This is a genomic window from Paenibacillus sp. p3-SID867 (assembly GCF_025142895.1).
GTDB lineage: Bacteria > Bacillota > Bacilli > Paenibacillales > Paenibacillaceae > Paenibacillus_AQ.
Genome location: NZ_JAMBDM010000002.1, coordinates 39,568 through 53,714, shown reverse-complemented (window position 1 = coordinate 53,714; position 14,147 = coordinate 39,568). Strand labels below are relative to the sequence as shown.

Genomic DNA, 14,147 nt, shown 5'->3' with positions numbered 1-14,147 from the left:
GTCTCTCTCCATTATAGGGTGGATGGACAACCGGCTAAGGGATAATATTCTTCAAAGGAAGGGACAAATTCTTCCACATTTAGGCATCAATGTTATCGCAGGATGCGTTCTGGTCTCCACCTTCTTTGCCAAAAAGAAAAACCCGCCGATACTATCATCGGCAGGTTCATAAACCTATCTAATCGTTGAAGTTGAACTTCTAGTCTCTCTACTCTTGGTCCAACGCTAGATTATTTCTCGTAAATCGGAAGCACTTGATTCGTCTGCTCCCGGTTGCGGCCCACAGAGAAGATGGCAATCGGAATGCCGGTCAGTTCGGATACGCGCTCTACGTAGCGGCGGGTGTTCTCCGGCAGATCTTCCAGCGTTTTGGCGCCGGTAATGTCTTCACTCCAGCCTGGCAGCTCTTCATAGATCGCTTCGCACTCGGCAAGCATTTTCAGGCTTGCTGGGTAATGCGTAATCTCTTCGCCGCGGAATTTATATGCGGTACAGATCTTAACGGTCTCAAGACCGCTCAGCACATCCAGCGAGTTCAGGGACAAGCCGGTAATTCCGCTCACACGGCGGGCATGGCGCACAACTACGCTATCGAACCAGCCTACGCGGCGAGCGCGTCCGGTTACCGTGCCGTATTCATGCCCTTTTTCCCGAATATACGCCCCAATTTCATTGTCCAGCTCCGTTGGGAAAGGTCCATCCCCTACACGGGTCGTATAGGATTTAGCCACACCGATCACCTGCTGAATCTTCGATGGTCCTACACCGGAGCCGATACATACACCGCCGGCAGAAGGATTCGAAGACGTAACGAACGGGTACGTGCCTTGGTCGATGTCCAGCATGACGCCCTGCGCGCCTTCGAACAATACTTTTTGATTCTCATCGATCGCATCATTCAGGATGACGGAAGTGTCACGCACATATTTACGAATGATTTCGGCGTATTCCAGGTATTGCGTTAAAATTTCTTCAACATCGAGTGCTTCCCCGCCATACACCTGGGTAATGACTTGATTCTTCTCCTTCACCAGATGGCGAAGCCTCAGTTCGAACTCTTCAGCATCCATCAGATCTGCGATCCGGATGCCGTTACGTGCAGCTTTATCCATATAGCAAGGGCCGATCCCCTTGCGGGTTGTACCGATTTTGTTCGGACCTTTGCGGTCCTCTTCCAGAGCATCCAATACCATATGATAAGGCATGATAACATGAGCACGATCACTGATTACCAGATTATCCGTGCTGAACCCGTTATCATGAATATAATTAATCTCTTCAATAAGTGCAGCCGGGTTAACGACCATACCGTTTCCGATCACACAGGTTTTATCTTTATAGAATACTCCGGATGGAATCAAGCTAAGCTTGAATTTTTTACCGTCAATCAGAATGGTGTGGCCGGCATTGTTGCCGCCTTGGTAACGGGCTACCACGTCAGCGCTTTCAGCTAAATAATCCGTGATTTTCCCTTTCCCTTCATCTCCCCATTGTGTTCCCACAACGACTACCGTTGACATATTCATTCCTCCGCTCGGGCTGTTACACCCTTAATATTTCGCGAAACACTGTGAAATAACCTTTACAAACTGATTAAATTTCAACCTCACTGCACTAAAGCAGCAATACCAGTGTAACAGTCCCCATTTTTAAAGTCAAATACAAAAACGAACAATCGCACATCAGTGTGTACGATTGTTCGGAATTAGGACAAGATTATCGAATGATTGCAGCATTATTCGGGGAACCGCCATAAGAAAAACGACTGTCGACGTACTTTCTCAGAAGACAGACCGCGGTTAGAGGAAGCTTTTCTTACGATATCAGGAAGGCCCAAGCTTCGAAGTTTATACTTGATATCGCAGATGTCTGCCTGGTCGGTTAATCTGTAACGCGTCATCCGGCAGCAAAGGCATCGGCATGCGTTCGTTCGTAATTGACGAATTTATTAAAGTTCTTCAGGAAGACCAGTTCCACCGTACCTACAGGACCGTTACGCTGTTTAGCAATGATGATCTCGATGATGTTCTTCTTCTCGGTTTCCTGATTGTAATAATCATCCCGGTACAAGAACGCAACGATATCGGCATCCTGCTCGATCGAACCGGATTCCCGAAGGTCACTCATCATCGGACGCTTGTCCTGACGCTGCTCCACGCCCCGGCTGAGCTGTGACAGCGCGATAACCGGCACTTCAAGCTCACGGGCGATTTGTTTAAGCGTACGCGAGATCTCGGATACCTCCTGCTGCCGGTTCTCCCCGGCCTTGCCGCGTCCATGAATGAGCTGGAGGTAATCGATCAGGATCATGCCAAGACCCTTCTCTTTCTTCAGACGACGGCACTTCGCACGAATATCGGCAACCGTAACACCCGGTGTATCATCAATGTAGATCTCGGCTTCCGACAGGGCTGCGATGCCCATCGTAAGCTTGGACCAATCCTCATCACCTTTGAAATCACCGTTACGCATGACTCCTGCATCCAGGTTAGCCTCCGCACAGATCATACGCTGTACGAGCTGCGGCGCTGACATCTCCAGACTGAAGATCGCCACGGTTTCTTTGGCGCGAATGGCCACGTTCTGAGCAATATTCAATGCAAACGCGGTTTTACCTACGGAAGGACGGGCAGCTACGATGATCAAGTCGTTGCGCTGGAATCCACTTGTCATTTTGTCCAAGTCCACGAAACCGGATGGAATTCCCGTTGTATTCCCCCGGTTCTGATGGAGAACCTCCACCTTCTCGAATACTTCCATCAGCACGTCGCGGATCGCAATAAATCCGCTGCCCGTGCGTCGATTGGAAATTTCGAGAATGCGCCGCTCCGCCTCGCTGAGCATACCGGATACATCTTCTCCTCCGGTATATCCTTCACTGACAATCTGTGTTGCGGTGCGAATCAACCGCCGCAGCATCGATTTCTCTTCGATGATCTGGGCGTAATAATCCACGTTCGCAGCCGTCGGAACCGCATGGGCCAGCTTTGCTAAATAGCTGACACCACCGACCTCTTCCAACTGCCCTTTATCTTGCAGGAGAGATGTAAGGGTCACCAGATCGATCGGTTGATTGCCTTCCCCGAGCTGCACCATAACTTCATAGATCATCTGATGCGTTTTGTCGTAGAAGTCCTCGGCCTGCACCCGCTCCATCGCTGTAATCAGCGCTTCACTTTGCAGCAGAATGGCACCCAGCACCGCCTGCTCTGCCTCAAGGTTCTGCGGGGGGACCCGATCGAAATAGAGTTCTCCTCCCATATTACTCCTCCGTAATTTGAACCTTGAGCGTCGCCTTGACGTCAGGGTGCAGCTTCACCGGAATCTGGGTAACACCCAGACTGCGGATCGGATCACTAAGTTCAATTTTGCGTTTGTCGATTTTGATCTTCTGTCCTGCCAGCGCTTCAGCAATTTGTTTGCTGGTAATGGCGCCGAACAGACGGCCGCCTTCTCCAGCCTTAGCTTTCAGGACAACCGTCATCTCTTCCAGCTTTTTGCCGAGCGCCTGTGCTTCTTCCTTCTCCTGAGCCTTGCGCTTCTCCTCGGAAGCCTGCTGCTGCTCCAGCGTTTTCATGTTGCCGTCGGTTGCCGGACGAGCGACCCCACGCGGAATCAGGAAGTTTGTTGCATATCCTTCCGAAACTTCCTTTACTTCACCTTTCTTGCCTTGACCCTTCATATCTTTTATGAAAATGACTTTCATTCAAATAACCCCTCTTTCGCTTCGATGTCCTTCAGTACTTCCATCAACTTCTCCTCGGCTTTCTCAGGCGTCGTATCCAGTTGTACTGCGGCGTTCGTTAAATGCCGCCTCCCCCGAGACGTTCCATAATCATCTGAACATTCATCTTGCCCATGGAGCGGGCGCTAATGCCAATCTTGCCGTCTGTGCGTTCGCTTATGACAAACGATGCCTGCACATCCGTCATATTCAGCAGCATATCCGCCACTTGAGCGATCAATAGCTGCGGCATGGGCTCCCCGCTCTTCGAAACCGCAATGGCGATATGGTCATATACCATTCTAGCATGTTTCACGATTTCTGCCTTCGCTATAAATTCTGTCAGATCTTCCTTGAGTACCCGCTGAATCATCATTGTATCGGCTCCGTGACGACGCAGGAAACCGGCAGCCTCGAACGTTCTCGATCCCGTGTGGAGGGCAAAATGCTTCGTATCCACCGTGATCCCCGCCAATAAGGCCGTTGCCTCAACCGGTGTAAGGGATACCCGTTCGTGAATATACTGCAGCACCTCCGTAACCAGCTCGCAGGTTGATGAGGCATACGGTTCAAGATAGATCAGCACCGCATCGTTAATAAACTCTTCTCCGCGCCGGTGATGATCCATTACAACGACCCGGCTTGCGCGATGAACCAGCCGCGGCTCCATCGTCATGGAGGCTTTATGCGTATCAACTACAACGAGCAATGTATGCTCTGTCATGATTTGCATCGCTTGTTCGGTGGAGATGAATCGATTCATCAAGGCTTCGTCCTTCCGGACCTCTTCCATCAGCCTCGATATGGACGGATTCATCCCCTCCATCACGATATAAGCCTCCACTTTATACATCTGGGCTGCTTTCAGTATACCGATTGCAGCGCCGACCACGTCCATATCCGGCAGCTTATGCCCCATGATGATCACTTTGTCGCTCTCCTGCATCAAATCGCGCAGCGCATGGGAGATAACGCGTGCTCTTACGCGCGTCCGTTTCTCCACTGCATTGGATTTACCGCCATAGAAGGAGAGCCTCTGGCCCGCTTTGACAGCTGCCTGATCTCCGCCGCGGCCCAGTGCCATATCCAAACTGGATTGTGCCAACTGCCCAAGCTCCGTGATGTCGTCTGAACCGAAAGCAAGACCAACGCTTAGCGTCAGCGGTACCTTCAGATCGGCGGTCATCTCCCGGACTTCATCCAAAATGAGAAAACGGCTGTTCTCCAGCGCATCAAGCGACCTGTGGTTGAGCATCATCAAATAACGGTCCGAGGAAAGTCTCCGCAAATAGACGTTAAATTCACGCGCCCAATCGGTAATCTCACTGGTTACCTTCGCAATCAGTGCCGTCCGCTGTTGATCATCCATCCCCTGCGAGGCTTCATCGATGTTATCCATCATGATAATGCCCAAGGCCAATCGCTCATCCTCATACCGCTGCCTTAGCACGGCCAGCTCGGTAATCTCATCCAGATAGATTAATCGCTCATCCGGAATGACCGTTGCTCCATAGAACTTATCCTCGTGGGAGATCTCCAGACGAATTTCTTTCGGCAGCTTCTCCTTGTTATCCTTCTTCTCTTGAGCTTCCTTTATCGCGACAACCAGCTGGGGAAACAGCTCCTCTAAGGATACGCCGACCAACGACTGCTGCGGAAACATATTGACCACGAATTGGTTATGCCACTCCACGGTCTTGTCCTCGCTGTACAGGACAATGCCAAAAGGCAGCACGCTGACTGCTTCGCCTTCGACCCGCTGAATCCGAAATGACAGATCCCCAATATAATCGACCAGCTCGCGGCGGAATTTCATCTCCGTCTTTAGCATGGCATAGCCGCCTGCAACCGCAAGCAGCAGACCGACCAGCCCCAGAATGGTATTGTAGAACGACAGAAATATAACAAGCAGAAGCACCAGCGCAAACGCCCAGACGGTATGATAGCCGTGCCAGCGCTTCTGCAGAAATTTAGGCATGACTCATCACCCTATCTTTTGGTTTTACTAAACGCCTGACGAAGTGGAAATGCCAGGTCCAGGATTCCGATAATCATAGCCGGCGGGAACAGAACAATCGGTATAGCCGTCAAAAGCGGTACAATCGGATGCCACTTCCGTTCGTGAGTGAGATAGTAGAAGAACCCCAGCGCTTGAATCATGAAGCAGATCTGCAGCAAAGGCGTAGCGTTTGCCACGATCATCTTCATGAAGGTATTGTCCGAATTAACGGTTGCTATGTTGATGAAGAAGATGAGCAAGTAGTACCAGATCAGGGAACGCGGCAGCATCCATTCTCTAGCTGGCTTCAGGCGCGGCACGGTCAAGCCCATACTGCCCAGTGTAGGACGAGCCAAAGCATGGGTTACCACCGTCATGAGGAATGAGCTGATAATCATCGCAAATGGAACCAAGCGCATCGTTTGATCTTTTATTAACTGTGTATCGAGTTCGGTACCAAGGAACTGTCCTCCCAGGCCTCCTTCTACACCCATCTCCGTGAGCGGAGCCGTCGTCATCTTCACAATCTCATCCACATACTCCGACAGATTTAATTGGAAGAAGGCGGTGCTGATCATGAGCAGAAGAAGCATTTCCACAAGCATGACAGCCATTCCATACTTCAATACCTGCATAGCTGCCTTCCGCTTCCGGTACAAATACCCCATGACAATCCCCGGAATGGCAAAATAGATCGCAAATAACACATAAATGGGATGAATCAGAAGCGCGATCAGCCACACTGGCACCACATGCATGATAAATGATTTTGTATTCAAAGCCGTAAACAGAATCGCAACCGGTAGAACTAACAAGAAAGCCGTTACGATCGAAAAGGGTGTGAGTAATGATAGCAGCAGAAGCAAATAAATAACGCTCCATACCGCCGTAGTCCAGCGCAGTTTCAATATGTTCACCTCTTACGCAAATGTTCTTCGAGCGCGGAAATATCCTGGTACCAATCTTCCAGCTGATGTCCTTCCTGCTTATGCTTTTTCAATTTCTCTAACAAGAGATCGTCCAAATCCCGATAGGTCAAGCCGAGCCTTCGGCCCAGTATGTATGAGCTCATCATCAGGCTTACCAAACTGTCTCCAACCTTTGTAGTGCTGCCTTCCCATAGAGCTTTGAATAAGCGGGATACATTGTCAATTACTTCGGTTTTGAGCCATTCAATCACTTTGGCACGTTTAGCTACATCCAAGTCCTTCGGCATATTTGGCATATCCATCTCTCCCTGAAAACAGCTTTATTCTCCATTATAGCATAAAAAAAAGCCGCCCACACAAAGGCCCATGCACCCTGTACATCCTTAGTCCCAGTTGGCACTCGGTAACCCACCTTCTCTTTGTACTCCGTTCGGGCCCCGGTTATTCCTCCCCGCTTTTTCGCTGCAGCTCGTTTCGATAAAAATAGGGCGTGTTACCCACATTGTCATCGTGGTCCCACGCCCTTGTTTATTTTCAAGCCCGCTTGATTATGATGCCCCGTGGGACTCCATCGTCTCCTTGGAGACAATTCGTTCACAGTACTCAATGATGAGGCTTCTGCGTACAATTCCGATAAAGCGGTTCATATCATCCACGACAGGTACAAAGTTCTGCACCTTGGCCAGATTGATCAGATCCTCCATCCGGGCGTCAATCGACACCGGCTTGATATCCATACGAAAAGGAACATCCTTCAGCAAAAATTTCGAAGCGTTCTCAAAAGTGATTTTGCCTTCCGAATTCTTCATATGCCATAACAGGTCACCTTCCGTTACAGTCCCTGCGTACTGACCGTTCTTATCCAGTACGGGCACAGCTGTATATCGGTGAAACTCCATCCGTTCCAGCGTCTGCCTGAGCGTAGAATCCAGTGTTAAACAGATCACTTCCTGCTTCGGTAACAGAAAAAAAGCGATATTCATAATGCGTTATCCTCCTTATGACTCCAACCTCTGAAGTCATGTTAAGTAACCTTCCTGATTTAAAGCCTAGGTATGCAGGTTACTCCTTCCCCTATCCATACTCATACATACGTTAACTTCGCCATTCTGATTCCTTATATAGGGCACAAAATCAGCAGCCATCCGACTGCTGATTGAGATGAAGCAACGTACTATGACATCATCCGGGTGTACCGGTATTTATTTATTTCAACTTTTGCTTCTCAGCATCTTTGGGCTGCAGCAGTTGATCAGCCGGCGTATCGGGGTTCATCCAGTTGTCAATTAGATCCCGGGCTTCCTGCACGTCTTCCATGTCGGGCTCGTTATAATAGACGCCGCCAATTTTCATGCCTTCCCCCATGATCGTATAGCTGGTCATATCCACTTTGCCACCAGTCAGCATCTGCTTCGCCAGGTCAATAATGAACTTAGGCTGCATATCGGTCTGGAAATTATCACCCATGATCTCAATCAATTCAGGCACCTTGCCGATCTGATCAAGCTTCATCACCCGCTTGGCCGCTACGTCCAAAAACACTTGCTGTCTCTTCGCACGATTAAAGTCGCTATCTTCCCGATAACGGACATAATTCAAAGCTTCTTCGCCGTTATAAATCGGTTTGTTGGCTTCAATCGTGAATTTCTCATGGTCTCTGCCTTTGTTGACGATATCCTTGCCGATCGGCAGCTCCACGCCCCCAATGGCATCAACAACATCCTTCAAGCCCTGAAAATTAATGGAAGCATAATAATCAAGTTCTTCTTCGAAAAATGCCTCCATCGTATCTTTGGCCATTTGATGACCGCCAAATGCAAACGCGTGGTTAATCTTATCTTTCTTGTCCTTGCCAATAATATCGACATACGTGTCCCTTGGAACCGAAATTAAGAGCACTTTGGATTCCATGGGACGCACAACCGCATAGATCAACGTGTCCGAACGCGCAGGTTCATCCTCACGCTGGTCACTCCCGAGCAGCATAACCGAGAACGGCTCGCTCTGAAGTACGACAGGTTCGGGTGTCTTGTCGCTCTGGAGCGGTTTATACGATTTCTGTAAAGATTCCTCTACATCCTTTGCCATAAACAGATCAAATGCAACAACCGCTAGCTGCGTTCTGAACAAAAATGCGGTTGAGCCAAGCAGTATGACCAAAGCAAGAGTAATATATATTGATTTCCTCTTCATGAGTTCAATTCCTTCTTTATTATAAAATAAATTAATAGATAAGTCATCGTTAAAGGTCCTTGCTTGCACCCCAAGCTACTTGGCTCCCCCTCCTCTCCTTATTAAACGGGAACTCCTCCCCTTGACTCACTTCATATCAGTAGGCCAGTTTCGCACATCATCTATTGTAAACCAGATTATTGTCAAATGTGAACCCTTCGCGGGCAGTTCTATAAATCTACCAAATCTACAGCGATCTCCTAAACAGGTCTCTTATCATGCGTAAGAGCGGCTGAGATCCCCGAATATTGAAACCAGTCATCCAGCCGCTCTCTCCATGTTAACGTTTTGGCGAATCCGTAGTCAAATAGCTTGCGCGTCTCTTCAAATCTTGCTTCTTTGGACTCGGTACCCATGACAACGGCAACAAGCCGACTGCCTTGTTTCTCCGCAGTACCCGTGAAGCAGTATCCTGCATTTGCCGTATACCCTGTCTTTAATCCGTCAGTGCCTTCATAGGAATAAGGACCTCCTACCGATGGCAGCATCCAATTGGTATTGCTTAAATATAAATTCCGTCCGCTGATCTTGGTTTGGGTCTTGCTGGAGGTGCTAAGAATATCCGGATGGCTTCGAATCAAATGCGCTGCCAGCTTGGCCGTATCCTCCGCGGTCATCGCCGTTTCTCCATCCGATGACCAGGCTTGATCGTTGGCTGTGTTTCGCTCGACTCCCGACGCATTCACGAATCGTGTCGCGCTGGATAAGCCAATCTCTTTTGCCTTGGCATTCATTTTTCGGACAAACGCTTCCTCGGAGCCTGCAAAATGCTCAGCAAGCGCTACGGACGCATCATTGGCCGAATAAACCGTTATGCTCTGGAACAATTCGCGTACCGTCACAATTTCACCGGATTTCAAGGCGATTTTAACGCCGCTTACGTCGCTTGCCGTATCGCTTATCTTGACTTCATCGTCCCAGGATCTCTTTCCGGTCTTAATATCATCCAAGATGACCAACTCGGTCATCAGCTTGGACATGCTTGCAGGCGGTAAGGGTACATCGCCATTTTCGCTGAGCAAAATACGCCCGGTGTTTAAATCCATCAAGACAACCGCTCGCGCGTCCACCTTCGGTTTAAACCCCGCTCGTTCTATATTTCCTATGACAACCGCCCCAATCGGGACGATTATTAACAACATCATGACCAACCAAAGCCACCGTTTTTTCATAGAATTAGCCCTCCATAATAATAGACGGATAAAAAGGGCTTTTGGTCTGCTTTTTTTCGAAAATTTTATTTAGGAATTTTTGTAAAATGGTCCGTTGGTCCTCTGAAATGAAAAAGACCCCCACCCGTCCGCAGACGGAGGAAGTCCCCCTAGAAATTTTTATCTAATAATCGCTCTGGTTGCTGTCAGAAACCTTAGATATGAAGAGTCATATTATGCGTAATGACAAGCAACGAAGTGATTGTTACCCATATCGCGATACTCTGGAATCTCCTGCTTGCACAGGTCTGAAGCCAGCGGACAGCGAGTATGGAACTTGCAGCCGGAAGGCGGGTTCGCCGGGCTTGGGATGTCTCCCTGCAGTACGATCCGATCGCGCTTCAGCGTTGGATCCGGTACTGGCACAGCCGATAGCAAGGCTTTCGTATATGGATGCAGCGGGTTGCGGAACAATTCTTCCTTGCTGGCCATTTCCACCATCGATCCCAGATACATTACCCCAATTCGGTTGCACAAATGCTCTACAACACTGAGATCATGTGAAATGAACAAGTAGGTCAACTGTTTATCCCGCTGCAAATCACTAAGCAAGTTGATGATTTGTGCTTGAATCGATACATCCAGCGCGGAAACCGGCTCATCCGCTACAATAAAGTCTGGATTCAGAATCAATGCGCGGGCAATCCCGATCCGTTGACGCTGTCCACCGGAGAATTCATGCGGATAACGATCATAATGATAGGCAGCAAGGCCACAAATCTCAAGTGTTTCAATCACGCGAGCCTTAAGATCCTTACGGTTCACTAAGCCATGGTCAATGAGTGCTTCGCCGATCGCTTCGCCAACCTTGATTCTTGGGTTCAGGGAGCTGAAAGGATCCTGAAACACGATCTGCATCTTCGGACGCAGTGCACGCATTTTCTCTTTGGACAAGGTATGGATATCCTGACCATTAAAGATAACCTTACCTTCCGTTTTCTCCAGCAGACGGAGAATGGTTCGGCCAATGGTGCTTTTGCCGCAGCCGGATTCACCTACAAGCCCGAAGGATTCACCTTTGTTAATGGAAAAGCTGACTCCGTCAACTGCTCTTACATTACCCACCGTCCGCTGCAATATGCCGCCGGTGATGGGAAAGTATTTCTTCAATCCATCGATTTCGATCAGTGCTTGACTCATTACGCTTTCCCCTCCTCTTCATACAACCAGCAAGCGACCTTATGGCCGTTAGGATCCGTACCGAGCGGAGGCGTCTTCTCTCTACAAATCTGCATGCATGATTCACAGCGATCATGGAAATGACAGTTGTCTCCAAGATCTACCGGATTGGGTACCTGACCCGGAATCGAATACAGACGTTCCTGGGTCTGATTAATGATGGGCTTAGCTTTCAAAAGCCCCTTGGTATAAGGATGCTTCGGCTGCTTGAAGAGCTCAATGACCGGGGCTTCCTCAATAACTTTTCCTGCATACATAACAACAACATAGTCCGCCATCTCCGCTACGACACCCAGGTCATGCGTTATCAGCATAATGGATGTATTCAACTTCCCCTTGATGTCGCGCATCAGATCCAAAATCTGGGCCTGAATTGTAACATCAAGCGCTGTTGTTGGCTCGTCAGCAATCAGAAGCTTGGGATTACAGCTAAGTGCAATCGCGATCATAATCCGTTGGCGCATACCGCCGCTGAGCTCATGCGGATAGGAGTCGAAAATCTTCTCCGCACGCGGTATTCCTACCAGATTGATGAGGTCGATGGCACGTTGTTTAGCTTCTTTGCGGTTTACGAGCTGATGCAGCAGAATCGGCTCTACAATCTGTTCCCCGATCGTTAATACCGGGTTCAGTGAGGTCATCGGTTCCTGGAAGATCATGGCGATATCGTTACCGCGAATCAAACTCATTTCGCGCTTGCTCATCTTCAACAGGTCCTTGCCTTCATATAGAATCTCTCCTCCTACTGGAGGTGTATCAATTAAACGCATAAGAGACATGGCTGTTACGCTTTTACCACAGCCCGACTCACCCACCACGCACAGTGTTTCACCCTCACGGATTTTGAAGCTTACATCGTCGACGGCTTTCACGGTGCCTGCGGAGGTTTGAAAATGCGTTTTTAAATTGCGGAATTCAACTAATTCTTTTGCCATATTCGCATCTCCTACTTCTTCATTTTCGGGTCAAGTGCGTCGCGAAGCCCGTCACCGATCAAGTTGATTGCAACTACGGTAACCAGAATACACATACCTGGCGGAATCCATAGCCATGGTCTCTTCCGGAAATCAATCAAGTTGTTTGCCGCAGAAATCATATTTCCCCAGGATGGTGTTGGTGGAACAACCCCAATTCCTAGGAAACTCAGTGCCGATTCATACAGGATAGCCCCTGCTACACCAAGGGTTGCAGATACAATGATGATTGGAATCGTATTAGGAAGCAGATGGCGGAAGATTTTTCGGCGATCTTTAAGTCCCAAAGCTTCGGTCGCTTGCATAAACTCCTGCTCGCGGAGCCCCAAAATTTGACCGCGAACGAGACGGGATATACTACTCCAGCCGAGTACCCCGATAATTAACATCAGGAAATAGATACGATCTGACGGTTCTACCTTCAAGTCTGACAAAATAGCGCCCAAGATGATTAGGATTGGGAGCGTAGGCAATGCCATAAAGATGTCGGCCATACGCATAATCAGCGTATCTACCCATTTACGATAAAATCCTGCCAAAGCGCCAAGGGTAGCACCGATAATAATGGAAATACCTGTGGCTACAAGTCCAACAGTAAGGGATATTCTACCTGCGAGCATCATGCGCAGGAGAATGTCGCGTCCCAGTTTATCGGTTCCTAACCAGTACTTCGAGCTTGGAGGCAAATTCTTGTCGAGCACACTGTAATCATATAAGGAATAAGGTGAAAAGACAGGGCCAATAAAGCACAGTAAAAACATAAATACAATTATGAAAAGTCCGATGACAGCGAGACGGTTTCTGGAAAAACGACGAATAGCAATTCGCCATGGGGAATCCGGCCGCTTCTTCGGAACTGGTAGATTCGTTTTTAATGGTGCAGTCTCTGCGGACAAGTGAATCTCCTCCTACTTTAAGCGAATTCTTGGATCTGCAGCTCCATATAGAACGTCAGACAACAGGTTGCCCAGAAGTGTCAGTACGGATATGAATACTGTGAACCCAAGCATGAACGGATAGTCCCGCATACTGATCGATTCCAAATAAACTTGACCGACCCCGGGCCAGATGAAAATTTTCTCCATGATGATGGCTCCACCAAACAAGGATGGGAGCTCAAAACCCATGAGAGTAATAGCAGGAAGCATCGCATTGCGCAGCGCATGCTTAAATATTACCGTACGTTCCTTCAATCCCTTTGCACGGGCTGTGCGGATGTAATCCTGACGAATAACCTCCAGCATGCTTGTACGGAAATACCGCGTCAAACTACCTGTGCTCAGCATCGTAAGTACGGTAACTGGTAAGAACATATGCCATGCAATATCGATGAGTTGATCCCATGTGCTTCCGTTCAGTCCTGAAGTCTTCATTCCGCCAACAGGAAACCACCCTAAATCCAAGGCAAACAACTTGATAAGTAAGAGTCCGATAAAGAAAGACGGCAGTGACATACACAAGAAGACTAATAAAGTTACGATCTTATCAAACAACGAATACTGAAACTTCGCTGAGAACACGCCAGCAAAAGCAGCTATAATCCAACTCAATATTAAACTGAAAATCGCAACAAAAAAGGAATTCCATACGTAATTATTCATTACGGTTGTGACAGGTTGTTTGTGCACAAGGGAATCTCCGAGATTACCCTTTAACATATTACCGACCCATGTAAGATAACGCTCAACAGGCGGCTTATCCAAACCATAAATTTCCCGAAGCTGAGCTGCTTTCTCAGCAGTCATCGTCGGGTTGTTCACTGCAGTGATATAATCACCTGGTACCAAAGATGATATAGCAAATATGAGAATCGAAATCCCGATCATGGTCGGGATGATCTGCAGCAGCCTCCGGATAATGTACTGCTTCATAATATTCCTCCCGGCTTATAAGTGCATA

12 protein-coding genes and 1 pseudogene are annotated in these 14,147 nt (G+C 48.5%); all 13 read right to left on the bottom strand.

What is annotated here, in order from left to right; all coding sequences use genetic code 11:
- Window positions 1-230: 230 nt before the first annotated feature.
- The 13 genes and pseudogenes from M4D81_RS03545 to M4D81_RS03485 all read right to left on the bottom strand — a co-directional run bounded on the left by M4D81_RS03545 (window position 231) and on the right by M4D81_RS03485 (window position 14,119).
- Window positions 231-1,520, bottom strand: coding sequence for an adenylosuccinate synthase (locus M4D81_RS03545; protein WP_260064478.1), 1,290 nt, complete (start codon window positions 1,518-1,520; stop codon window positions 231-233).
- 376 nt (window positions 1,521-1,896) lie between these two features.
- Entirely contained in the window at window positions 1,897-3,261 is a 1,365-nt protein-coding gene (gene dnaB, locus M4D81_RS03540) for a replicative DNA helicase (protein ID WP_071219350.1), read from the bottom strand.
- Window position 3,262: 1 nt separating this feature from the next.
- Window positions 3,263-3,706 carry a 50S ribosomal protein L9 gene (gene rplI / locus M4D81_RS03535; RefSeq protein WP_071219349.1) on the bottom strand — a complete coding sequence of 148 codons (444 nt, stop codon included), beginning with the start codon at window positions 3,704-3,706 and terminating at the stop codon, window positions 3,263-3,265.
- Window positions 3,703-5,702: pseudogene (locus tag M4D81_RS03530) on the bottom strand (DHH family phosphoesterase). The gene rplI and the pseudogene M4D81_RS03530 overlap by 4 nt, the downstream one beginning before the upstream one ends.
- An 11-nt stretch (window positions 5,703-5,713) precedes the next feature.
- On the bottom strand, window positions 5,714-6,640 hold the full coding sequence (locus M4D81_RS03525) for a DUF2232 domain-containing protein (protein WP_235613045.1): 927 nt from the start codon (window positions 6,638-6,640) through the stop codon (window positions 5,714-5,716).
- Window positions 6,637-6,939, bottom strand: a complete 303-nt coding sequence (locus M4D81_RS03520; RefSeq protein ID WP_174819218.1) for a MazG-like family protein — start codon at window positions 6,937-6,939, stop codon at window positions 6,637-6,639. The genes M4D81_RS03525 and M4D81_RS03520 overlap by 4 nt, the downstream gene beginning before the upstream one ends.
- A 261-nt stretch (window positions 6,940-7,200) precedes the next feature.
- The gene (locus tag M4D81_RS03515; protein WP_071219346.1) at window positions 7,201-7,635 is read right to left on the bottom strand and encodes a CBS domain-containing protein; all 435 of its coding nucleotides are present in this window, start codon (window positions 7,633-7,635) and stop codon (window positions 7,201-7,203) included.
- A gap of 223 nt (window positions 7,636-7,858) precedes the next feature.
- Complete coding sequence (locus M4D81_RS03510; protein WP_071219345.1) at window positions 7,859-8,845, bottom strand: LCP family protein; 987 nt, start codon at window positions 8,843-8,845, stop codon at window positions 7,859-7,861.
- A 239-nt stretch (window positions 8,846-9,084) separates the two neighbouring features.
- Entirely contained in the window at window positions 9,085-10,056 is a 972-nt protein-coding gene (locus M4D81_RS03505) for a D-alanyl-D-alanine carboxypeptidase family protein (RefSeq protein ID WP_260064477.1), read from the bottom strand.
- A gap of 213 nt (window positions 10,057-10,269) precedes the next feature.
- Window positions 10,270-11,235: an ABC transporter ATP-binding protein gene (locus tag M4D81_RS03500; RefSeq protein WP_216534863.1), complete on the bottom strand. Its 966-nt coding sequence runs from the start codon at window positions 11,233-11,235 to the stop codon at window positions 10,270-10,272.
- Entirely contained in the window at window positions 11,235-12,209 is a 975-nt protein-coding gene (locus tag M4D81_RS03495; RefSeq protein ID WP_071219342.1) for an ABC transporter ATP-binding protein, read from the bottom strand. The genes M4D81_RS03500 and M4D81_RS03495 overlap by 1 nt, the downstream gene beginning before the upstream one ends.
- 11 nt (window positions 12,210-12,220) lie before the next feature.
- Entirely contained in the window at window positions 12,221-13,144 is a 924-nt protein-coding gene (gene opp4C / locus M4D81_RS03490; protein WP_260064476.1) for an oligopeptide ABC transporter permease, read from the bottom strand.
- A gap of 12 nt (window positions 13,145-13,156) precedes the next feature.
- Window positions 13,157-14,119: an ABC transporter permease gene (locus M4D81_RS03485; protein WP_220687052.1), complete on the bottom strand. Its 963-nt coding sequence runs from the start codon at window positions 14,117-14,119 to the stop codon at window positions 13,157-13,159.
- Window positions 14,120-14,147: the final 28 nt, after the last annotated feature.

What these genes read in the sequence shown, in the direction of transcription:
- M4D81_RS03505 (WP_260064477.1), bottom strand. Translation starts at nt 10,056, where the DNA reads ATGAAAAAACGGTGGCTTTGGTTGGTCATGATGTTGTTAATAATCGTC.
- M4D81_RS03515 (WP_071219346.1), bottom strand. Translation starts at nt 7,635, where the DNA reads ATGAATATCGCTTTTTTTCTGTTACCGAAGCAGGAAGTGATCTGTTTA.
- rplI (WP_071219349.1), bottom strand. Translation starts at nt 3,706, where the DNA reads ATGAAAGTCATTTTCATAAAAGATATGAAGGGTCAAGGCAAGAAAGGT.
- M4D81_RS03520 (WP_174819218.1), bottom strand. Translation starts at nt 6,939, where the DNA reads ATGCCGAAGGACTTGGATGTAGCTAAACGTGCCAAAGTGATTGAATGG.
- M4D81_RS03500 (WP_216534863.1), bottom strand. Translation starts at nt 11,235, where the DNA reads ATGAGTCAAGCACTGATCGAAATCGATGGATTGAAGAAATACTTTCCC.
- M4D81_RS03510 (WP_071219345.1), bottom strand. Translation starts at nt 8,845, where the DNA reads ATGAAGAGGAAATCAATATATATTACTCTTGCTTTGGTCATACTGCTT.
- M4D81_RS03545 (WP_260064478.1), bottom strand. Translation starts at nt 1,520, where the DNA reads ATGTCAACGGTAGTCGTTGTGGGAACACAATGGGGAGATGAAGGGAAA.
- dnaB (WP_071219350.1), bottom strand. Translation starts at nt 3,261, where the DNA reads ATGGGAGGAGAACTCTATTTCGATCGGGTCCCCCCGCAGAACCTTGAG.
- M4D81_RS03485 (WP_220687052.1), bottom strand. Translation starts at nt 14,119, where the DNA reads ATGAAGCAGTACATTATCCGGAGGCTGCTGCAGATCATCCCGACCATG.
- M4D81_RS03495 (WP_071219342.1), bottom strand. Translation starts at nt 12,209, where the DNA reads ATGGCAAAAGAATTAGTTGAATTCCGCAATTTAAAAACGCATTTTCAA.